At 46.0% G+C, this 20,036-nt stretch carries 24 protein-coding genes and 1 pseudogene; 15 read left to right on the forward strand and 10 right to left on the reverse strand.

The window, feature by feature from the left end; translation table 11 throughout:
- The first annotated feature begins 47 nt into the window (after positions 1–47).
- The 7 genes from ACDO57_RS12250 (at position 48) to ACDO57_RS12280 (ending at position 6,258) form a co-directional block, all read left to right on the forward strand.
- Positions 48–905, forward strand: coding sequence for a MurR/RpiR family transcriptional regulator (locus ACDO57_RS12250; protein WP_048993198.1), 858 nt, complete (start codon positions 48–50; stop codon positions 903–905).
- 127 nt (positions 906–1,032) lie between these two features.
- Complete coding sequence (locus ACDO57_RS12255) at positions 1,033–2,361, forward strand: aspartate aminotransferase family protein (protein ID WP_048993199.1); 1,329 nt, start codon at positions 1,033–1,035, stop codon at positions 2,359–2,361.
- Positions 2,358–2,912 (forward strand): carboxymuconolactone decarboxylase family protein, encoded by a 555-nt coding sequence (locus ACDO57_RS12260; RefSeq protein ID WP_024906947.1) that lies wholly within the window; start codon positions 2,358–2,360, stop codon positions 2,910–2,912. The genes ACDO57_RS12255 and ACDO57_RS12260 overlap by 4 nt, the downstream gene beginning before the upstream one ends.
- Before the next feature lie 125 nt (positions 2,913–3,037).
- Entirely contained in the window at positions 3,038–3,790 is a 753-nt protein-coding gene (gene glnH / locus ACDO57_RS12265; protein ID WP_248165417.1) for a glutamine ABC transporter substrate-binding protein GlnH, read from the forward strand.
- 51 nt (positions 3,791–3,841) lie between these two features.
- A complete protein-coding gene (gene glnP / locus ACDO57_RS12270; protein WP_370884133.1) occupies positions 3,842–4,498 on the forward strand; it encodes a glutamine ABC transporter permease GlnP in 657 nt (218 codons plus the stop codon).
- A gap of 2 nt (positions 4,499–4,500) precedes the next feature.
- Complete coding sequence (glnQ, locus tag ACDO57_RS12275) at positions 4,501–5,223, forward strand: glutamine ABC transporter ATP-binding protein GlnQ (RefSeq protein ID WP_024906944.1); 723 nt, start codon at positions 4,501–4,503, stop codon at positions 5,221–5,223.
- 21 nt (positions 5,224–5,244) lie between these two features.
- Positions 5,245–6,258, forward strand: a complete 1,014-nt coding sequence (locus tag ACDO57_RS12280; RefSeq protein ID WP_370884028.1) for a C45 family autoproteolytic acyltransferase/hydolase — start codon at positions 5,245–5,247, stop codon at positions 6,256–6,258.
- On the opposite strand, the gene gstA is transcribed toward ACDO57_RS12280, so the two are convergent.
- Positions 6,252–6,857, reverse strand: a complete 606-nt coding sequence (gene gstA, locus ACDO57_RS12285) for a glutathione transferase GstA (protein ID WP_048993219.1) — start codon at positions 6,855–6,857, stop codon at positions 6,252–6,254. The genes ACDO57_RS12280 and gstA overlap by 7 nt on opposite strands.
- 119 nt (positions 6,858–6,976) lie before the next feature.
- On the opposite strand from gstA, the gene ACDO57_RS12290 reads away from it, so the two are divergent.
- From ACDO57_RS12290 to ACDO57_RS12320, 7 genes and pseudogenes are all read left to right on the forward strand, one after another.
- Entirely contained in the window at positions 6,977–7,861 is an 885-nt protein-coding gene (locus ACDO57_RS12290) for a LysR family transcriptional regulator (protein WP_370884029.1), read from the forward strand.
- Between the two features lie 207 nt (positions 7,862–8,068).
- The gene (locus ACDO57_RS12295; RefSeq protein WP_370884030.1) at positions 8,069–8,524 is read left to right on the forward strand and encodes a hypothetical protein; all 456 of its coding nucleotides are present in this window, start codon (positions 8,069–8,071) and stop codon (positions 8,522–8,524) included.
- 214 nt (positions 8,525–8,738) lie between these two features.
- A complete protein-coding gene (locus tag ACDO57_RS12300; protein ID WP_071994451.1) occupies positions 8,739–9,407 on the forward strand; it encodes a class I SAM-dependent methyltransferase in 669 nt (222 codons plus the stop codon).
- Between the two features lie 210 nt (positions 9,408–9,617).
- The gene (locus ACDO57_RS12305; RefSeq protein ID WP_024906938.1) at positions 9,618–10,337 is read left to right on the forward strand and encodes an alpha/beta fold hydrolase; all 720 of its coding nucleotides are present in this window, start codon (positions 9,618–9,620) and stop codon (positions 10,335–10,337) included.
- Between the two features lie 534 nt (positions 10,338–10,871).
- Positions 10,872–10,988 (forward strand): annotated as a pseudogene (locus ACDO57_RS12310) (serine dehydratase); the annotation flags it as partial.
- 35 nt (positions 10,989–11,023) lie between these two features.
- Complete coding sequence (locus ACDO57_RS12315; RefSeq protein WP_024906937.1) at positions 11,024–12,160, forward strand: asparaginase; 1,137 nt, start codon at positions 11,024–11,026, stop codon at positions 12,158–12,160.
- A gap of 123 nt (positions 12,161–12,283) precedes the next feature.
- Positions 12,284–12,487 carry a hypothetical protein gene (locus ACDO57_RS12320; protein ID WP_370884031.1) on the forward strand — a complete coding sequence of 68 codons (204 nt, stop codon included), beginning with the start codon at positions 12,284–12,286 and terminating at the stop codon, positions 12,485–12,487.
- Positions 12,488–13,099: 612 nt separating this feature from the next.
- Here the strand turns inward: ACDO57_RS12320 and ACDO57_RS12325 are convergent.
- The gene (locus tag ACDO57_RS12325; RefSeq protein WP_370884032.1) at positions 13,100–13,672 is read right to left on the reverse strand and encodes a flavin reductase family protein; all 573 of its coding nucleotides are present in this window, start codon (positions 13,670–13,672) and stop codon (positions 13,100–13,102) included.
- A gap of 129 nt (positions 13,673–13,801) precedes the next feature.
- Between ACDO57_RS12325 and ACDO57_RS12330 the strand changes: the two genes are divergently transcribed.
- On the forward strand, positions 13,802–14,698 hold the full coding sequence (locus tag ACDO57_RS12330) for a LysR family transcriptional regulator (RefSeq protein WP_047174611.1): 897 nt from the start codon (positions 13,802–13,804) through the stop codon (positions 14,696–14,698).
- 187 nt (positions 14,699–14,885) lie between these two features.
- Here the strand turns inward: ACDO57_RS12330 and ACDO57_RS12335 are convergent, their stop codons facing one another.
- The 8 genes from ACDO57_RS12335 to ACDO57_RS12370 all read right to left on the reverse strand — a co-directional run bounded on the left by ACDO57_RS12335 (position 14,886) and on the right by ACDO57_RS12370 (position 20,036).
- Positions 14,886–15,263 (reverse strand): hypothetical protein, encoded by a 378-nt coding sequence (locus ACDO57_RS12335; RefSeq protein ID WP_370884033.1) that lies wholly within the window; start codon positions 15,261–15,263, stop codon positions 14,886–14,888.
- A 386-nt stretch (positions 15,264–15,649) separates the two neighbouring features.
- Entirely contained in the window at positions 15,650–16,036 is a 387-nt protein-coding gene (locus tag ACDO57_RS12340) for a hypothetical protein (protein WP_248272930.1), read from the reverse strand.
- A 153-nt stretch (positions 16,037–16,189) separates the two neighbouring features.
- Entirely contained in the window at positions 16,190–16,774 is a 585-nt protein-coding gene (locus tag ACDO57_RS12345; RefSeq protein WP_090417901.1) for a hypothetical protein, read from the reverse strand.
- An 85-nt stretch (positions 16,775–16,859) separates the two neighbouring features.
- The gene (locus ACDO57_RS12350) at positions 16,860–17,159 is read right to left on the reverse strand and encodes a hypothetical protein (RefSeq protein WP_232473041.1); all 300 of its coding nucleotides are present in this window, start codon (positions 17,157–17,159) and stop codon (positions 16,860–16,862) included.
- A 559-nt stretch (positions 17,160–17,718) separates the two neighbouring features.
- The gene (locus ACDO57_RS12355; protein ID WP_370884034.1) at positions 17,719–18,285 is read right to left on the reverse strand and encodes a hypothetical protein; all 567 of its coding nucleotides are present in this window, start codon (positions 18,283–18,285) and stop codon (positions 17,719–17,721) included.
- A 187-nt stretch (positions 18,286–18,472) separates the two neighbouring features.
- Entirely contained in the window at positions 18,473–18,979 is a 507-nt protein-coding gene (locus tag ACDO57_RS12360; protein ID WP_370884035.1) for a hypothetical protein, read from the reverse strand.
- On the reverse strand, positions 18,972–19,358 hold the full coding sequence (locus ACDO57_RS12365; RefSeq protein WP_198313990.1) for a hypothetical protein: 387 nt from the start codon (positions 19,356–19,358) through the stop codon (positions 18,972–18,974). The genes ACDO57_RS12360 and ACDO57_RS12365 overlap by 8 nt, the downstream gene beginning before the upstream one ends.
- Before the next feature lie 234 nt (positions 19,359–19,592).
- Positions 19,593–20,036 carry an SMI1/KNR4 family protein gene (locus ACDO57_RS12370; protein ID WP_148769262.1) on the reverse strand — a complete coding sequence of 148 codons (444 nt, stop codon included), beginning with the start codon at positions 20,034–20,036 and terminating at the stop codon, positions 19,593–19,595.

Here is a 20,036-nt window from a genome sequence, read left to right on the forward strand (position 1 = left end):
TAAGTTGACAACAGCAGCGCTAACCTTAAAAAGCGGGACTATTTGCTATGAATCCAAGGGAAAATATTGTCAGTACATTCAGTGAGTTGTCTGCAGAATTACAGCGTGCTGCCGAGTTCTCTCTACAGAATACCAATCAGTTGGTCGTGCTATCGATGCGTGCCTTCGCCAGTGAAGCCGGTGTAAAACCCGCCACGCTGCTACGGTTAGCGCAACGATTGGGTTACAACGGCTGGGGTGAACTCAAGAACGCATTCATTGATGAACTCGGACTGCGCAATGATACATATGTATCCAAAGCCGAGAAACTAATTGCCAAAGGCACTCAGCCGCAGCTGTATGAAGAGGTGTTTCAGGCCCATCAGGTAAATTTGGCTTTCACACAGCATGAAAACCATCAGGCCATGGAGCAGGCTGTATCGCTGCTGGACGCGGCTGAGAATGTCTATATTTGCGGCTTCCGGGCCAGCTTTCCTATCGCCTGGTCGCTGTTTTATGTCTATCGACTGTTCAATCGGCAAGCATCACTCATTGATGGTCTGGCGAGCAATATCGAGGTGTTCACCCGCGAATTAACAGCACAAGATTGCCTGTTACTCACCAGTTTTGCCCCCTATTCGCGTGAGTCGCTCGATGTCCTGCGCGCGGCCCAGCAGGCAGGCGCGACAATCGTCGCCATTACGGATTCTCCCGTCTCTCCATTAGCCCAGGCTGCCGATTGCACGCTGCTGTTTTCCATAGACAGCCCGTCGTTTTTTCCTTCTGTGGTGTCCGGTATGGGGCTCGCCGAGTGTTTACTGGCGATGCTGGTCGCGCGCCATGGTCGGGATGCAGTCAATAAAATCGAAAATGCTGAACGCTATCTTATCGACTCTGGTGCCTATGTGGTGCCCGGGAAACCCTGAAAAATAATTCATTTGCATCCGGCATAAGAAAACAGAATGCATTTGGATCAAAATGAAATTGACGTGATACAAATGGATCCTGCAAGATGCGCTTTATTAGCACAGCGTATTCAGGAGCAGGACCCGCATGACCCATATCATTCACCGCAGTCTACGCAACACGCCCGCCGTGGCGGTACGCGCCCAGGGGGCGTACATTTTTGATGCACAGGGAAAACAGTATCTGGATGCCTGCGGTGGCGCCGCCGTTTCCTGTTTAGGCCACGCGCATCCGGACGTTCTGGCTGCGATGCATCGCCAGATCGATCAACTGGCCTATGCCCACACCAGTTTTTTTACCAGCGACACCGTTGAACAGCTTGCTGAACAGCTGACGCGCACGGCGCCTGGCGATCTTAATTATGCCTATTTCGTTTCGGGCGGTTCGGAAGCGGTCGAAACTGCGCTCAAGCTGGCGCGTCAGTATTTTGTTGAGATCGGCCAGCCGTCGCGCACCAAATTTATCGCCCGTAAGCAGAGCTATCATGGCAATACCCTTGGCGCACTCGCGGTGGGAGGCAACGAATGGCGCCGCCGCCAGTTTGCTCCCTTGCTGATCGACGTTATCCGCGTTTCGGCCTGCAATGAGTATCGCGACCGCCGCGCAGACGAAACCCAGCAGCAATACACCACGCGTCTGCTCAACGAGCTGGAGCAAGCCATTATTGAGGCCGGTCCCGACACCATTATTGGTTTCTGTGCAGAAACCGTGGTGGGAGCCACCACCGGCGCCACGCCGCCTACCCCGGGCTATCTTAAAGGTGTACGCAACCTGTGTGATAAATACGGCATCCTCTATATCGCGGATGAAGTCATGTGCGGCATGGGACGCACCGGCACATTGCATGCGTTTGAACAGGATGATGTGGTGCCGGATTTGGTGACCATCGCGAAGGGGCTGGGGGGCGGCTATCAGCCTATTGGCGCAGTATTAGCGAGCGAGAAGATTGTCTCAGCGCTGCAGGCCGGTAGCGGTCTGTTCCAGCACGGGCACACCTACATTTGTCACGCGACCGCCGCGTCCGCAGCCCTGGCCGTGCAGCAGGTGATCGCGCGCGATAATTTACTGCAGGCGGTCAGGCAACAGGGGGCTTACCTGCACAACGCATTGCGTGAAGTGCTGGGGGAATTACCGCATGTCGGTGATACGCGTGGACGCGGCTTGTTTGCGGGCGTTGAGCTGGTACGCGATAAAGCCAGCAAAACCCCCTTCGATCCTGCCCTGAAACTGCACGCAGCAATCAAAGCAAACTGTATGTCACGTGGGCTGATGGTCTATCCAATGGGTGGAACGATTGACGGGCAGTATGGCGACCATATCCTGATCGCCCCCCCGTTTATTGTCACGCCTGGCCAGCTCGACTTTGTAGTGGACACGCTGAACACCGTCATTCGCGAAGAGACCGGCAAATTATGATCAATCGTTTACCCCCACTGGCGGAGCATGAATGGGACGACCAGCAGCGTGATTTGGCCGAAGAGATAATCAACGGGCCCCGCGGTGCGCTGCTGCCACCTTTCGAGCCGCTGCTGCGCAGTCCAGAGCTGATGGCGCATGCGCAACGCATGGGCGAATACCTGCGTTATCGCAGCGCGCTGGGACAGCGCCTGTCGGAACTGGCGATTTTAATGACCGCGCGGCACTGGTCGCAGCCTGTGGAGTGGGCGATTCATGCGCCGATTGCGCGCGAGAAAGGTATTTCTGCCGCGGCAGTGCAGGCGATTAATGAAAAGCGTCTTCCAGAGGATCTGCAGCCGGATGAATGGGCGGTCTATCACTTTTGCAAGGAGTTACAGGAGCAGCAGAAGGTCAGCGACGCCACCTGGCAGCACGCTATCGCGCTGTGGGGTGAGAAAGGCGTGGTGGATCTGATCGGAATTAATGGTTATTACAGTTTTCTCTCGATGGTAATGAACGGCGCACAGACGCCGGTACCCGACACCCGGGATGAGATTATTCCCGCATAAGTATCGTTTTAATTTTGGCGCATGAAAGTGCGCCCTGCATATCAACTTTTTTATTTCCCCACCCTGCCGATATATTACGCCGGGTGACATTCATGCACGCTACTTTACTGACGCCGAGGGTTATCATGTCTGGATTATTCACTAAATTAAAAGTTACGTTAGCACTGGTCGCTTGCTCCGCCAGTTTTGTGGCAGAAGCGCAGGATAAATTAACGGTTGGCGTTGATACCGCCTTTGTCCCCTTTGAATTTAAACAAGGCGATAAATACGTCGGCTTTGATATTGATTTGTGGGATGCTATTGCTAAAAAAATGCACGTCAGCTACGAATTACGCCCGATGGACTTCGGGGGACTGATTCCGGGTTTGCAATCACGTAATCTGGATGTCGCCATGGCGGGCATTACGATAACCGACGCGCGTAAACAGGTCGTCGATTTCAGCGACGGTTATTATGATGCTGATTTATTAATAGCGGTGAAAAGCAGCGATAATACCATTACTAAATTCAGCGATTTAGCAGGAAAGAAAGTGGGATTAAAGCAGGGAACGGCGGCGGCCAGCTTTATGAAAAGCAAATATAAGGCGAACTATGTCGAATTCCCGAATATCGATAACGCCTATCTTGATTTGCAGGCAGGTAACCTTGATGCCGTGGTGCATGATTCGCCCAACGTGCTCTATTACGTAAAAACGGCAGGTGATGGCAAAGTGAAATCGACCGGCGAGACTGACAGCATTCTGCCGCAGCACTACGGCTTTGCGATGCAGAAGAACAGCAGCCTGACGCCGAAGATCAACGCTGCGCTGCAGGCGCTACGTGCGGACGGAACTTACAACAAGATTTACGTGAAGTGGTTTGCTAAACAGCCAAAATAATCCCGCCAGGTCGGAGCGATCCGACCTCGTTGCATCTTAACGGGTAACATGATGAATTTCGACAGTAAATATATTTGGGAGTCCCTGCCGCTGCTGTTGCAAGGACTACAGTTGACGCTGATTATTTCATTAGCAGGTTTATTGGGTGGTTTTGTTATTGGCCTGCTGGCGGGAACCTGCCGGGCGCTCGGAGGGAAAATATCAAAGACAGTCTCGTTAGTCTTTGTCGAGTTAATCCGCGGGACGCCTATTATGGTGCAAGTGATGTTTATTTACTTCGCACTGCCCATGGTGTTACCGATTCATATCGACCCGGTAACGGCGGCCATTACGACTATTGTGATTAACTCGGGTGCTTATATTGCAGAAATCACCCGAGGGGCGATCCTCTCGATTAATAAAGGTTTTAGAGAGGCCAGCCTGGCAATGGGATTATCTCAGCGCAGCACGCTATGGCATGTCATTATGCCGCTGGCATTACGCCGTATGATCCCTGCGTTAGGTAATCAGTGGATTATCAGTATTAAAGATACCTCGCTGTTTATTGTGATTGGTGTGGCGGAATTAACTCGTCAGGGGCAAGAAATTATTGCCGGTAATTTCCGCGCGCTGGAAGTCTGGACCGCAGTGGCAATGATTTATCTGCTGGTGACGCTGTGCCTGAGTTTCCTGCTGAAGCAACTGGAGAAGAGGATCCATATTTTATGAGCATGGTTGAATTTAGCGCAGTGTCGAAAAATTTCGGTGCCACTCAGGTGCTGCACGACATCAATTTAAAAATTGACGCCGGCGAAGTCGTGGTGATCATCGGCCCTTCCGGTTCGGGCAAATCGACGCTGCTGCGCTGCATTAACAAGCTGGAGGAAATTTCCTCCGGCACGCTGCTGGTAGCGGGAATGCATATTACCGATCCTCACGCTAACGAATGTGATATCCGCCGCGAAGCCGGGATGGTGTTTCAGCAGTTCCATCTGTTCCCCCATCTGACGGCGCTGGAGAATGTGATGTTTGGTCCGGTTCGCGTACGCAAACAGAGCAAAGCCGCCGCGCGGGAGCAGGCGCTGGCGCTGCTGGACCGCGTTGGCTTACGCGAACGCGCCAGTCACTACCCATCAGAGCTCTCTGGCGGTCAGCAGCAACGCGTGGCCATTGCCAGAGCCCTGGCGGTGAAACCGAAAATGATGCTGTTCGATGAGCCAACCTCAGCCCTGGACCCCGAATTACGGCACGAGGTGCTGAAAGTCATGCGCTCGCTGGCCGAAGAAGGCATGACCATGGTGATTGTGACCCATGAAATCGGCTTCGCCCGGGATGTGGCATCACGGCTCATCTTTATTGATGGCGGTACCATTGCCGAAGATGGTCCACCTGATATGCTGCTGAATAGCAGTCGCAATCCACGCCTGAAAGAATTTTTGCAACACGTATCCTGAACAGAAGTGAATGATAATACTATGAAAAAAATCGACATTCGTGGTTCCGCTTTTGCAGTAGGTCAGGAACTTGGCGCCTTTGGCCGCGAGGCCTGGCATGCAAAACTCACGCAAACGGCGTTGTGGCAAACCGTTACCGCCATGAAAGACGCAGAACAGACCCGAAGCATGCGCTCGCGGGTCCAGTCACACTATCCCCTGATCTGGCAGGAGCTGGAGGGATTAGCCGAGGGTCTGGATGCACCGTTTGATGAGGTGTTTGCCTGGAACTGCCGCGGCGATCTGGTGCGCTCAACCTCTGATGGCTGTACCACGGTAGCGGGAAGAACCGCAGAGGGGGAGCTGATTATCGCGCATAATGAAGACGGTTTCCCGCAGCTTCGCAATGACTGCGCCATCGTCAGCATCACCCCGGATGACGGCCTGGCGTTCACCAGTTTTGCTTATCCGGGCTCAATTTGCGGACATACCTTCGCCGTAAACGAAAAGGGCGTGGTGAATACGGTGAATAACATTCGCGCTTTGCACCGTCCACGCGGAATGCCGCGCCAGGTATTAGCCCGCGCCGCGCTGAATGCCGCCACCTTAGATGAAGCCATCACCATACTGATCACAGGGCCACGCGCCGGTGCATTTCATCATACGCTGGGACAAATGGGAGACAGCCGGCTGTTTAGCGTGGAAGCGACGGGAACAGGCTGTTCCGTCACGCCGCTGCGGGACGTTTTCGCCCATGCTAATCACCTTATCCAACCTCAGCTTGACGCGGTTGAGCAGGTGATCACCGACAGCTCCCGGTCACGCCAGCAGCGGCTAAACGCCTGGCTGGAGACGCAATCTCACCTTGATGGTGCGGCGGCACTGGGTATTCTTTCAGACCAGCATGATCCCGCGCTCCCGATTTATCGTCTCTCGCCACACGACCCGGATGAAGAGAACACGCTGGCCACGGCCATTTTTACCCTGAGTACGTCGGAGATAAAATGGCAGATATTCACTCACGATCGGCAAAAACCTGCTTTACAGTCTTACTGAGCCGCTTCCGCACGTAATGCGGCCTGCACCGCTGGACGGGCATTAATTTTATCTCTGTATTCCAGCAGCGCAGGCCAGGGGCTCAGCTCAATGGAGAAGAACTTGCACCACCCCAGCACGGTAAAAAGATAGGCATCTGCCACGCTGAAGGTCGATCCCGTCAAATAAGCGCGAGTGGAGAGCGTTTCCTCAAGAAAACTGAACCGCCTGAAGAGCTTCTCACGAAAAATGGATTTGACCTCTTCGGGCAACACGCGATTGAAAAGAGGAGCCGATCCCGCGTGTATTTCACTGGTGATAAAGTTAAGCCATTCCTGAAGCCGCACCCGCTCCCAGCTGTCTGCTCGCGGCGCCAGCCCCCTCTCCGGCTTGAGGTCAGCGAGGTACTGCAAAATCGCTGGCCCCTCGGTCAGGATATTTCCGTCATCCCGTTCAAGCGCGGCGACATAGCCTTTAGGGTTGATGGTCAGGAAGTCGCGCCCGTCAGCGGTAAGCTTGCTCCTGTTGTCCACTTTAACCAGCTCAAACTCAATCGCCAGTTCGCGAAGCACGATATGGGGTGAGAGTGAACAGGTGTCCGGGGCGTAATAGAGTTTCATAATCTCTCCGTTAAAGCTGTGAGTGATAAACATTCGGTTTGCATTCACTGTGCTTAAAACCGTTATCACTGTAAAATTAATGATTCATAAATTAACTATTAGCTGAGCTACTGATACCCATGATGAATCTGTTGCACTGGCGCCTGGTGGTTGCCGTGGCGGACGCCAGTAATATTTCGCGTGCCGCTGAAGAGGTCGGCATGACGCAGTCGGGTGCCAGCCAGGCGATCGCTCAGTTAGAGGCTTCATTAGGATTTGCGGTATTTACGCGTGAGCGACGCCACGTCGGTGTTACAGCCCTGGGCGAGCGGGTTGTCAAAGAGGCAAGAAGCATGCTGGCACGGCTGGACGCCATCCGCACACTGGCGGATGAGAGCCGCGGGCTGAGTGGCGGGCGCATTCGACTTGCCAGTTTTCCGTCAGTAACGTCCACGCTTTTGCCGGGGCTGCTGCGGGACGTGAAGCGCCTGCATCCTGAAATAGAGGTGGTCGTACTGGAAGGCACGGACCAGGAGGTCGAAGAGTGGCTTGCGGCAGATACTGTTGATATCGGTGTGGTCATGAACCCTGTTCCCGGACGCGCGGATGCGATCCTGGGGCAAGATGCATGGGTCGCAGTGTTACCAGCCAACCACCGTCTGGCTCGCTATGCACGCACGCGCGGCATCACCCTTGAGGAACTGGCAGACCAGCCCTTCGTACTCGCCACAGGCGGTTGTGCCGTCAATGGAAAAAGCCTGATGGAGCAGACTGGGTTGGAACTGTCTGACGTACAGGTGACCGTCCGCGACTGGATCAGCGCCTGCCTGCTGGTACGCGAAGGCTTGGGCGTCGCACTGATACCTGAATCCGCCCTGCCGGATGAATTACGCGGTTTGTGCGTCGTGCCCGTGACGCCTTCGCTGTGCCGGGAGTTTGGGCTGGTTTGCTCCCAGGCGGGCAAATCTTCCCGCGCGACGCAGACGTTATTAGAAGGATTGATCAAAATGAAAAAGTCTGCGTAAAGAGTAACCGCGGTACAAAATGTGCCCGGCGGCTACGCCCTTCTGGAAGCCGCCTCGCAAACCTGCAAGCAACCTGATGTAATTCATGGCTATCCCTTTTTTTCCCTTCTTCGCGGTCGTAAAGTGCCTGCGTTGCGGCACATCCGTAACCGGGCGTAGGAACCCGTTAGCATAACATGACATTTTTTTGCACAACGAGGATGCTAAATGGCTACTACCCCTGAATTTTCTTACGCGCTCTCTGCAGAAAGCGCTGTTTGTCACCTCATCAACAATTCAATTTCCGATTCTGCGGATCTCTTCGAACTGGCCGATGCCTGCACCGCCTATGTAAGCGTATTGGTGGAAACTGACGACGACGTGACATACACCACGCTCTGTAAGCGATTGCTGACTGCGCTGAAACGACTGCGGGAGTGCTGTGATGCTGAACTCCCGCCGTATCTGGTTGAACAGCTGATTGCGGGAGAAAAGATGGCTTCCTGCGTGCCGGACTGCTGGCAAGAGACGACTCTGCAGGTGGACTATGCCGTGGCGTTAACGCTGGCGGTGATGGGCGGAACACTGCCTGCGAGCGTGGCGAAAGAGCTGACCGGGCTGCTGCATGATATGGTCTGGCTAATGGCGGAGTTTGTGAAGGAGCCGTATATCGCGGCGCACTGAGGCGTGAGATGGGAGGCCGGAAAACTGTTGAGTAAGAAGCAGGAATTTCGGCCTTACGCAAAATACAATGTTGTTTGTCGAATGTCCCTTAAGAGTGAAAGCGGACGTTATTGCGTGTATCTACAGCACGCACTTTTTCGCCAGAAACTTCATTCTTTTCCATAAATAACATATAAAATAAAGGGTGTTATTGTTGCAATAAAGCGTCTTAAATATGAATCCCTATGAAGAAAAATACAGACAACTCATAGCGAATGGGGCTATAGCTTGGGCTGATAAAGGTTATTTCAGGGCAAAAGAACAGCAAGAAAAAATCTTTCAGTGGCTTGATTTTAATAATTATTTACCCCAACCTGGCGCGCCAATACTTGAAATGGGATGTGGTAATGGAGCGATGGCTGCGCAGTTTCTTGCTGAACGAGGATATTCAGTATGGGGTGTGGATTTTTCTGAAACCGCTATCAGATGGGCTGAAAGGCGTTTTCAACAAGCGGGCCTCTCCGCTCATTTTCTTGTCGGAAATGTTTGTCATATTTATCAATGCAAGGACTCAATGTTTGAGCTGGTTATTGATGGTAGTTGTTTGCATTGCCTGATAGATGATGACCGAACTCGCTTTTTCGCAGAAGCGAAAAGATTGCTCAAACCCGGCGGACGGCTTGTGATCAGCTCCATGTGTGGAAGCCCCCGTAATTCTGATGATATTAGTGTTTTTGATCCTATAAGACATCATTTACTGAAAGAAGGTCACCCCTGGCGTACCCTGAAACCTCTCCCTGCATTAACAAATGAGATACAGGAAGCACAATTTAACGTACTTGCAACAAAAGTTAATACCAACGAGTGGTGGGATCATGCCACTCTGGTATGTTCTTTGAAATAATTATCGGCTGATTGCTCGTTAAAGTTACATCCGCTTCAGTCATCGAAATTAGATGCTAGTCTGAATTCCGCTTTTAGCGAGGAGCGGAAGATGCCGACGCACATCAATTGGGCAAGAGATCGTGTGACAAACTAAAAAATGGCTACCGAAGCAGTGGTGATTCAGTCTGACATTGCATGGCGCGCTTGGGTTTGATACAACGAATAAACCATGTCGCCAAAAACACATACGAAGATGATTTCGAGTCACAACTTCCTGGTCCCGTTCCATGGCAAAACAATTCATGCTGAAAGCACATTTGGGCGCAATGGACATGTTCTGATGCTTCATGGTGGCGGCAAAGATCGAACCGTTTTCTACAAATACCGGGATATTTTGGATACCCTGGGTTTTGGAACGACGGTATTTGACTTTATAGGTCATGGTGAAACGGGGGGAGACATTCACGAATCTTCTCTTTTTAATCGTACGATGCAAGCAGAGGCGGTTATCGCTTCTCTGGGGCAGACGCTTACAGGTTGTATGGGCATCAGTATGGGAGCCTATAATGCACTTCAGCTTAGTAAAGCGATGCAATTCCGATCTCTCATCCTTATGGTTCCAGGTGTCTACTCAACACTTGCATATAAAGTTAAGTTTGGCCCTGATTTCTCTGCAATAATACGCCAACCCAGGAATTGGGAACATACAGATGCATGGAACATTGCTGCTGAGTTTAACGGGAATTTACTGATTATTGCTGCCGAAAATGATGCAATCATCCCCTCAGAAATACCAGAAAAGCTGCTGTCTTCTGCATCATGCTGTAGTCAAAAGCAACTTCTGACCATTCCCAAAGCTGGACATAATAATATTTGGGAAAATGTCATGCTCTCACCTGCGCTATACGAAAACGTAAGATCGGCCTTTAAGCATTGTTTATCTGATTAAATCAACGACCGCCCCTGGCACGCAGCAAACAAGCACCATCTATTCCTCCCGCAACGAGGCCGTAGTCTTTTTTAAATGTAAGCAAAGAAAACAGTGGCTTATTAAAAACCCAATTAAAAATCATAGTTGACATATTAAACTTTAACACCCGTCTTTTTGTTAACGCGTTGACTTGAAAATGTTTTCATATTGTTAACATTGTGCATGTATTAGTTCTGTTTTTTATATTTTGATAACATCAATTCTGTTAAAACCACCACCAGGACAACTTTTGACTCATTAGTGGGTTCTGTATCAAATTTTGTATGGAATAAATTACATAGATTAAATAACCCCATTTATGTACCAGGGATTTTTTCTTTGAGATGTGTCGCAATATAAGCTTGTCTTCCAGAGTGAGAACTGGAAGTGAAAGGACAAGGTGTGTATAAATGAGGTGCACTTTATATAACACTACTTGTTTATAGTGATGTGGTTGCATCTGCTGAAAAAATGATAGATGAGTAATTATAACGCCTGCGCTCAGTCGGTGCTCTGGTCTTTTCATCCGGCAATCATGTTCAGGCTACCACTCTGTCTGCAAAATTACCCGGTATGTCGGCTACGATTGTCATGCCCCATGATGCTCCAGCCAAAGTATCGGCGACAAAAGTTAAGGCATCTGCCTTTTATCTAAGGAATAAGTCATGTTCAAGCCTATAAATCATCCTGTCGCGTTTGCGCTAACACTAGTATATGCCTCGCTATTTACTCATGGTTCTCAGGCTGCAACGGCCTCGCCGTCATTAACGACATATAGCCAAAAAGCGACTGAGGCTCTGCCTAAATTGATGATCCTTGCTACCGGCGGTACCATTGCAGGACAGAGCACTGGTGAAGACTCCAGCTCTATCGGATACACATCCGGCGCCATCAGCCCAAGAGTATTGCTTGCAGCCGTTCCAGGATTGGATAAAAAAGCCCAGCTTAGTAGTGTCCAGGTCGCATCCATTGGTTCTCAGGACATGAATGATAAAATCTGGTTTGATCTTGCCCAGAAGATCGACGATCTGTTCAGTACAGGTGCCGCTGACGCTATTATTATTACCCATGGCACAGATACTCTTGAAGAGACAGCTTTTTTCCTCAGTCTGGTAATACATCACCCCCAGCCTGTTATTATTACTGGAGCCATGCGACCGGCGACAGCAACTGGTGCAGATGGCCCTGCTAATTTGCTTGAATCTGTGAATACTGCTGTGGACAAACAATCGAAGGGACGGGGAGTAATGATTGTGATGAATGACACTATCCAGTCACCGATTTGGTCCACGAAATCGGATACAACCGGAGTGGCTACTTTTCAGTCACCTTACGCCGGCCCACTGGGTTATGTCGATGCGGCAGAAGTTCATTATATTACCCCGGTGCCGGCAGAATCTCGTCTGTCTCTACAATTACCTGCATCCCATAAACTTCCGCGGGTTGAGATCATTTATGCCCACAGTAATATGGACGATGTCCAAATCAACAATGCGGTGCGTGATGGTGCAAAAGGAATTATTCTCGCCGGCGTGGGAGACGGAAATACATCCGCCTCAGCGTTAGCTGCGCTCAAAGCGGCCCGGGAGCATGGACTTGTCGTGGTCCGCGCATCGCGCTCCTATACAGGAGCAGTAAAACGTAACGTCGAGGTCGATGATAACAAAGCCGGCTTTGTTGTTTCGTCGGGGCTGAATCCGGCAAAAGCACGGATCCTTACTCAGCTTCTGCTTGCAAACGGAAAGACTTCACCAGAAAACGTTCAGGCCGCATTCTGGTCAGTTACCGGCCATAAAAACTGACGTAAAAATACCCTTCGATAAGAGGCGTTTTCGATGCTTTTACAGATAATTTTTTATCTGGGGAAACGCCTGTGAAATATGGTGATCGGGCGGTATACCATAACGCATAGCCATGATCCGCGCATGTTCACGTTTGACAAAATCAAAATTGACGGCAGTTTTGTTAAAGATGCCGTCGTTCGGCCGGACTGTGCCGCTGTCGCTGAAGGTGTTGAAACTCAGGAGCAATTTGATCGTATCCTTGAGGAAGGTGTGCAGAGATACAGGGTTATTTTTACACGCCTCCCGTTCCGTGCGAAAGAGACGTTATTGCCGTGTAAAGGTTAAACAAACTCAGAGCAGGTTCCTCTGCAGCGAATACGGAACATGGCTGCAACTGACTTCCATCCAGAGCTCAAACCCTTTCTTCTGATGGCCAAACTATCATAGATGTACATCCAATCCCTTATCAAAGGCGATTTTTCAGTGGCGTTTGGGGTTGCAGACATTGTGAAGAGTGCGTGGGAAAAAGACGTCTCCCCAGGGGAGGAGACGTAAAGAATAAAATGCTAAACAACAACGCCATCACAGCGATAGATAATGTGTCGAAAACGGTTAAAACCAACGAAACCGTTTGCGTGGGTTATTTTCTCATAACCGCTCACCCTTAACAGCTACCAGAACGGGTAAAAACGACAGCTTGCATTTCCGTTATCCGATGAGCAGTTCTCTGTCTAACGGTTCGATCCGGTTTCTGACGTCATCAATAGTGGCGAACGTCATTCTGTGCCCCCTTAAACTGCTTCGATAGGGTCACGCTAAAGCGCAGAGCGGAACTGATAAGCCTACTGAGATGAAGTTCCGCTATGAGCGAAGAGCAGACATCTTTAGTGGGTTGATTTTGGTGTTCTTACCTCTATGTAGCCATTTTCTATGGCTACATTTATACAGAAGTAAGGATTAGTCTTTTCCCGGACCATAATTAAATTTTGTACCTTTGCCAATGGCGTAAAACTGTCCGCCAGCTACGTAATGGACAGTACGTAGTTCATCAGGCGCATCATCAAAAATCCAGTGCCCATTCCTGAAAACGCGGTCATCACTCCATGCTCCGATAATTTCCCCCATGAACAAGTTGTGCTGCTTTTCATTTTCTTCATTGGGTATAACCTTACAGACTAGCCAGCCAGCGCAACCTACAACTAAAGGCAGATCAAACTCTTTCTGATAAAAAAGTGGGATTTTATTGTTTTTTTCGGGTATGTCAGAATAACTGTGACCGCCTGCATATAAAACCATTTCCATCTGATTTACTACTGGGACCTGGACAACGTAATATCCACTTTTTTCGACAAGGCCGCGTGTAAATGCCTGTGGACCTATAAAAGCCATCACTTTGTTATTGCCTACTAATCCCACCCAGGCAGCTGCCATGACATTTTCAATACCATTATTTTTAGCCGATATCATCGTCGTTGGCCCGACCTGCAATAAACGATAGGCTTTGTTTAATTCTACTGGTTGTATTGCCATAAATTACTCTTCAAAGTTCTGATAAAAGGATACGATAGATTACTTGTTTGATGGTTTGATTATACGACTGGAATAATTGCAAATTAATTGCTAATATCAAAAAACATTATTGCAACTTTCACAACAATCATGAACAAACTTGATGCTCTGAAGTTTTTTATCATCGCCGCTGAGACCCTCAACTTCCGCGAAGCCTCTATAAAGCTTTCGGTTTCACCATCGGTTGTAACACGAACAATCGCTGAGCTGGAGAAACAGCTTGATGAACCCCTTTTCAGACGCAATACTCGCTCGATCTTTCTCACAAGCTTCGGTGAGCTTTTTTTACCTCAAGCCAGGCGACTGCTAGAGGATTCGGAAAAACTATTTCAGACGGCGAAAGATGATAATGAAATGAAGGGCATTGTCCGTATCACGTCGCTTCGATTTCCAAAGCATGAACAAGTATTATATGAACTATTGACTGCGCTACGCCCATATCCTGAATTATTTATCGACTGGCGTTTAGACATGATGAAACTTGATACTGTCGAGCATCGTATCGATATAGGTATACGCGTCGGGCGAGAACCTAATCCAAACTTTATCATTAAAAATATCACGCAGGTGGAACATATTTTGGTAGCATCCCCAGAACTCGTTGCGCGCCTGGGAGCTCCAACGGATTTAGAAGATCTTCGGCAACGTTATCCATTCAGTGGTTTACTTAATCCTGAAACGGGAAAAATCTTTGAATTTATGAGTGACGCAGTGAATACCTTTGTCCCTCGTCATATTGAATTTTATACTACGGACCCATACGCAGAAATTCAGGCCGCTTTGGCTGGCAAAACGGTTGTACAGTCCAGCGATTTTATCTGTAGAGAGTACTTAGCAAATGGTCAACTCATAAAACCCCTGCCAGAACTGCGACAGGAGAAATGGCAATTTTATTTATATCGGCCTTATCAGACGATTACTCCGAAAAGGGTCACAGTAATTTTTTCACTATTAGAAAAAATCTTACGCAAACATTTCGTATCATAACTAACATACCGCGCAACGTCCGCTGCTGGCACAAAGCGGACATATCTTTCGCTTTCACCTCATACAGTGACGTAGCAATCCTATTCGCCGTTAAACGTTGGCTCAGCACATGTGCCCTCTACTCGAAATGTCCCGCCTGCATCTTTTAAAGTTCGGGTGCTAAGATAGCCATGTAGTAGCTAAAACCTTACGGTAATTGTAGCGGCACATCACTGCCATCAAACATTTCTCTTAAATACTTTTCAAGCGATTTAAAATCTTTTGCTGCAGGAATGACCACGCGATATTCGCTGATGCCAATTTTTTTTGCGGCATCATCATTAAGCACGATCACAAGTTTGCCATCTGTGAGTTGAACGGAACGAATAGAGTCTGTTAACTCATATTCCGTTGACTCACTCTGAAATCCAATGCAGTCGTTAATAGGTAATTCATCCTCATCAAATCGTCCGATAATGATAAAGTTTTTTGGTTCATGAGTGTCATCTCCTATTCCGATAGTGAGAACATCATTTTCTTCAAAGCAGTTAATATACGCTGCAATAAGATTTTTAACATTACTCATCAGTTGTCCTTGTCTTGAATCGTTTTGCTCCTGACAGATTGTACCGAAAGCATGATATTCATTAACATGTTAGTATCGTAAAAGTAGTCGAAGATTGCATCCGCACAAATATTTTTAATATTGCTCTTGTTAAAGGCAAAGTATATATTTCCGGCATAGCGAAGCGGCTGATGTGCCATCGCCATGCGATTCACAACACATGGGAAACCTTGGCTCCGATGACGTACCTCGCCAAAGCTGCCGAGCTGGCCGCTTCCGCGCACTTAGCCGCATTCGTCGGTTATCACGAAATCTATTTGACTTCTTCGGGCAGCACGAGGTTGAAAAGAGCTGTAGATACAGCGTGATTTTAAGATGAATGTTGACCTTATCTGGGATCGGTATATTCATCCTTTAGTTAAGCGTCTATTCATTATGTCATTAACATAATGTTCAATCGAAATATTGTGCTCCCGATTAATCTGAGAAATGAATGCGCTAAGATGCTCTTGCGATGCATGAAGGGTAGTGGCAATAAGGTTATCAAAATCGTTCTGAGTGAATCGTTTATGTCCCTTCAACGTCGAGCGCTGGAGCAAAGTGTGTGCGGACACTTCCAGGACGGCCCGCCGGTAATGATCGGACAGCAGGACGTCAAGATCGATCTGACGAATATCAAACTCAAAATGAAAACTGACAAATCCCGATTCAACAGGTAAGGAATAAATCAGTTTGTCACCTAATTGCTCAACGTAAGGTTCATATCCTTCTCCCATTACTCGCGTAGTCTGCATATAATCCTTCTCCTTTCATACATTAGATTAATTCCACTTAAATAAATAGCATTAATCTTTTAAATTTTGTTTAAAATACCCGTAAAAAAAAGAGAACCTCACCTCGCTATAAAAGAATATTTTACCGTGAGGGTTTCCTTTTAATGAAAAAATCTATCCATAAAAATAATTATAAAACGCATTGAAGTTTTCATTACCGATAAGAGGCACAATCCTTCCCCGCAATTCATCAATAAAATCATCTTTTACTTCGTCATTATCATCTGCTATATCAAAGATATCGTATTGGCCATATACCAAATCAATAAGCTCAGCTAGAGAAAATATGAACCCAGAGAGACTACTAGCTATCTGAAACGGTTCAATTACATCACAACCTGCATAAACAGAGGAACTCCCTTCATCGATAACCGCAATTATAGGTTTACCTCCGCCTAAATCATTACCAATAACAAGATAATTATCTGGTAAGTATTCATAACCACTTTGAGCCTTCAAGAGCTCACTGGCCGAGTGAAGTTTAATTGGCGTGAAGCCTGTTTCAATCTTTAACTTTTCAGGATTATAATTTTCATATAAAAATTCCACCTCTGTCGAACGAGGTAAGTTGGACGGGAAGGCATTGTCCAGATCAGTGACGGTGCTGAAACTTCCTGACAGCGAGTGTTTATTGCAAATGACAATAAGTTGTTTTAATGCTTTTTCAATCTCATTCACAATAGTCTCAGACGCATCCATAAATATAGCCCTCAGTAATAACCAATTAATTTAGAATTACATTCTCATTATGTACTACCTTCAAATAAGCTAAGTAAATAAATTTTTAATTAATCTCTCGCTCTTTAAATAAAAGCTCTATGAAGTTATCGTTCTCGAGATAAAAATTTAAAGCTGATATGAAATCCGCTACAGATGGTTTTTCTCTTTGGATAGAGATATTATGTAATACATCTATAAATTGATCTCCATAGAAAAACAACTCTAGAGAATTATCAACAACAAAATCAGGATATACTTCCTCATCGTCATCACTAATGATAGGATGGTTATCTAAATAACAAACAAGCTCTTCTTTAGCAGTTTCTTCATATTCTTTTGTACACACACAAAATTGTCTAAGCATACCCACCCATAACATTATATATTAAATCATCTAAACCATACGCTTTTCTGTATTCTAACTGACTCATACGCAAAATCCTTGAGTTTTATCTTTTATACTTTATAAAGCAAGTGTTAATAATAGGATTATATATTCCATTGAACTGTACTTTAATCAAATTTAATAATCAGGGTAATTTTTTGAACCATTTTTACCACCAGAAATCAAACCCTTAAATCAGATTATATTTTATATCGATTACCTTTACAATCTCATAAAGGATATCCTATTGTATTGTACGCATCGACTTACTTTCTTAACTACTATAAATCTATACTTTCAAATATCAACAGTTCTAAAAATAAAATTTGAACATGGATATGTCACTATTCTTAAATTATACAGGCATGTATTTTTCTGACGTCTGATATTAATGTCATGTTTGATTAGCGAAAAGAAACTTATAACCGAAAGTAAAAACTTTAGAAGAAATACATTTTGCATTAAAAATATAATATCATCATTATTATATAAGAAGGAAATAACCGATATAATCCGGCTTTTTATTAATCACTTATCTTTACGAGCATTGCCAAAAACCAGCTATAATTTTTCCGCTGGATATATTCTTATACAAATACAAAGCACCGTACCCAAAGATGTAATCACCATCAAGCAATGTATCTGGATAATAATCTTCATCAACCTGCATAAAAAATTTATAACCATCCTTTTGCAAAGCATCAAAATAATAATCTTCAGATTGTATTAACCTTGCTTCTTCGGTTTTAGTGATAAAATCAAACTCTTCACCTTCAACCTTATCATACCCAACAATAACTGCCTTGTTAATGTATTTTATCGTAAATTCTTCATTATTGCTTTCATCAGAAAACGTATGCGTAAAAACTTTTACTGAACAATTAGGGTAGATATTGTTATCAATCATATCGTCATATCCTTCAGAAGTAAGTATCGTAATATACTCATGTCCAATATCAGGATTCTGAACTGTCAAATAAAACTTATAACCCTGAACTTCATCTAGTTTATCTAAAAAGAATTCAGGGATCTTTCCACCTATCCGCCCAATGACATTACTATCAGAAAAGATATTTATTTTAGAGATTAGATTATATTTAATCATTTCTTCAACTCATCCCCATAAAAAGTAAATTTTCTCTTTCCTAATTCCCATAACCATTTTAGCGAACAAACTCTTAGCATCTTTAAGTCACATTTATGATTAACTACATTGTACGTCTCTTTAGGTATGATTGAAAAATAAATTAATAAAAGCCGGAAAAGTTTATTTTCCTTGACGGCTAATGGATTTAATAAAGCCTGGAGTCTGAGCGTGGTTCAACATCTCTTATACCAAGTTGATTCGTTTTTTCAAAAATTAAATCATAGCAATAAACAGTCTCCCCCCCCTTTAATAAATGAACCCCTTCAAGGCTCACTTTATATATTCCTTTAGGAATATCAGCGTTAATCCAACCAGTATAATCTTCCCACTCCCAAAATACTGCCATATCAGCAACGTATAAATCACCAGTTACATTAAGATAGAAATATTTATCTGTGAATATAACTTCCCTATCTTTATCGTCGGGGAGTTCATTTAAAAAAAGCCTAACAACATAGCCACCATCATCAAGGCCCATAATAGGTAAGGCAATACCTTTATTAAGAACAAGGTCCCCTTTGTCTGTGGTGATGAATTCCTGGAGAATGTTATCTCCATCCTCTATCTTCCCACCAAATGGGGCCAGTATTCCTGGATAATCGAAAATTATTATCCCGTTAAAATCCACATCAATGTCAATTATTTTAACCACATCTACCTCCTGATGCCTTACATGTTTGTTTATTATTGAACCACTCCAGCAGTTTTGAATGTGCTTCTTTAGGAGTGACATTTCTGGCTAAGATTTCACCCGTCGAAGGAATCTTTAAATCACCACTTATATGTGAAAAGGAATTTAAATTACGGCTATACGCATTGAATAAATCTTCCGCGGAACCCTGCCACGGCCCCTGAATTTTTCCAATATCGTTTTTAATAGCTCTATGTAGTTCTTCATGCATTCCAGCGCTATAAGGATCCGGGAAAAACGTTGGTGTATTTTCATAGTACCAAGATCGGTTGGTCCAATGCTGTTGGCTATTTTTCGTGGCATTAAATGGTATCCGATTCAAATTGGGTTCAATGCCCATGGCATTAACCCTAACAGATTTATCCAAGTAAGTTGGTTGGGAACATATGAGTATAAGTCTAACCCACCATTTACCCCTCTCGAAGCCTGCACAATAAGCTGACAGATCTGCGTATAGCAGAAAAGGAATATGTTATTAATGAAATAATTGGGCACTCCATCATTGCATTAATGAAGCCCCCTGTAAAAAGTAGTGATTAACAAAGCCACCCTCTTACGAGGGTAAGAACCTGTATCACCATGCTTCATCTTCAGGAATTATTTTTCCAATAAAACTTTCAAAATTTGGCTCAAGATAGATCTCCTCCTGATTTTCCAAATCACAAAAATATACTGCACCATCATTTATCCCAACACAATAGGGGAACCCACCTCCATCAATTGCGAATGGTATAAAATTTTCTGCAAGAATTTTTTTGTTAATTACTAAATCCTTATAGTAATCATCAACAGTTAATATGCCCGATCTTTTAGTATGTAATATAGGTAGGAAATATTTTATATCATTCTCGTAGTGTTCGCTTTGATAAACACGACGACCTTCGTCCAGTATGCCACCATTACTTATAAGCCATAAAGATTTTAAGGCATTAGGAAAAGTTACACCCAGCGAAACTTCGATCTTGCCTAGCTCATCAGCAGATACAGCAGGGGAAGAATCTATAAGTTTAATCATCAT

The sequence above is a fragment of the Enterobacter cloacae complex sp. 2015409 genome, from assembly GCF_041365315.1.
Classification (GTDB): Bacteria; Pseudomonadota; Gammaproteobacteria; order Enterobacterales; family Enterobacteriaceae; genus Enterobacter; species Enterobacter pseudoroggenkampii.

Coding starts and splice junctions, on each gene's coding strand:
- ACDO57_RS12295 (WP_370884030.1), top strand. CDS start 8,069: ATGGCTACTACCCCTGAATTTTCTTACGCGCTCTCTGCAGAAAGCGCT.
- ACDO57_RS12365 (WP_198313990.1), bottom strand. CDS start 19,358: ATGGGCATTGAACCCAATTTGAATCGGATACCATTTAATGCCACGAAA.
- ACDO57_RS12250 (WP_048993198.1), top strand. CDS start 48: ATGAATCCAAGGGAAAATATTGTCAGTACATTCAGTGAGTTGTCTGCA.
- glnP (WP_370884133.1), top strand. CDS start 3,842: ATGAATTTCGACAGTAAATATATTTGGGAGTCCCTGCCGCTGCTGTTG.
- ACDO57_RS12290 (WP_370884029.1), top strand. CDS start 6,977: ATGATGAATCTGTTGCACTGGCGCCTGGTGGTTGCCGTGGCGGACGCC.
- glnQ (WP_024906944.1), top strand. CDS start 4,501: ATGGTTGAATTTAGCGCAGTGTCGAAAAATTTCGGTGCCACTCAGGTG.
- ACDO57_RS12315 (WP_024906937.1), top strand. CDS start 11,024: ATGTTCAAGCCTATAAATCATCCTGTCGCGTTTGCGCTAACACTAGTA.
- ACDO57_RS12305 (WP_024906938.1), top strand. CDS start 9,618: ATGTCGCCAAAAACACATACGAAGATGATTTCGAGTCACAACTTCCTG.
- ACDO57_RS12255 (WP_048993199.1), top strand. CDS start 1,033: ATGACCCATATCATTCACCGCAGTCTACGCAACACGCCCGCCGTGGCG.
- glnH (WP_248165417.1), top strand. CDS start 3,038: ATGTCTGGATTATTCACTAAATTAAAAGTTACGTTAGCACTGGTCGCT.
- ACDO57_RS12370 (WP_148769262.1), bottom strand. CDS start 20,036: ATGATGATTAAACTTATAGATTCTTCCCCTGCTGTATCTGCTGATGAG.
- ACDO57_RS12300 (WP_071994451.1), top strand. CDS start 8,739: ATGAATCCCTATGAAGAAAAATACAGACAACTCATAGCGAATGGGGCT.
- ACDO57_RS12325 (WP_370884032.1), bottom strand. CDS start 13,672: ATGGCAATACAACCAGTAGAATTAAACAAAGCCTATCGTTTATTGCAG.
- ACDO57_RS12335 (WP_370884033.1), bottom strand. CDS start 15,263: ATGAGTAATGTTAAAAATCTTATTGCAGCGTATATTAACTGCTTTGAA.
- ACDO57_RS12340 (WP_248272930.1), bottom strand. CDS start 16,036: ATGCAGACTACGCGAGTAATGGGAGAAGGATATGAACCTTACGTTGAG.
- ACDO57_RS12345 (WP_090417901.1), bottom strand. CDS start 16,774: ATGGATGCGTCTGAGACTATTGTGAATGAGATTGAAAAAGCATTAAAA.
- ACDO57_RS12260 (WP_024906947.1), top strand. CDS start 2,358: ATGATCAATCGTTTACCCCCACTGGCGGAGCATGAATGGGACGACCAG.
- ACDO57_RS12320 (WP_370884031.1), top strand. CDS start 12,284: ATGTTCACGTTTGACAAAATCAAAATTGACGGCAGTTTTGTTAAAGAT.
- gstA (WP_048993219.1), bottom strand. CDS start 6,857: ATGAAACTCTATTACGCCCCGGACACCTGTTCACTCTCACCCCATATC.
- ACDO57_RS12280 (WP_370884028.1), top strand. CDS start 5,245: ATGAAAAAAATCGACATTCGTGGTTCCGCTTTTGCAGTAGGTCAGGAA.
- ACDO57_RS12330 (WP_047174611.1), top strand. CDS start 13,802: ATGAACAAACTTGATGCTCTGAAGTTTTTTATCATCGCCGCTGAGACC.
- ACDO57_RS12350 (WP_232473041.1), bottom strand. CDS start 17,159: ATGCTTAGACAATTTTGTGTGTGTACAAAAGAATATGAAGAAACTGCT.
- ACDO57_RS12355 (WP_370884034.1), bottom strand. CDS start 18,285: ATGATTAAATATAATCTAATCTCTAAAATAAATATCTTTTCTGATAGT.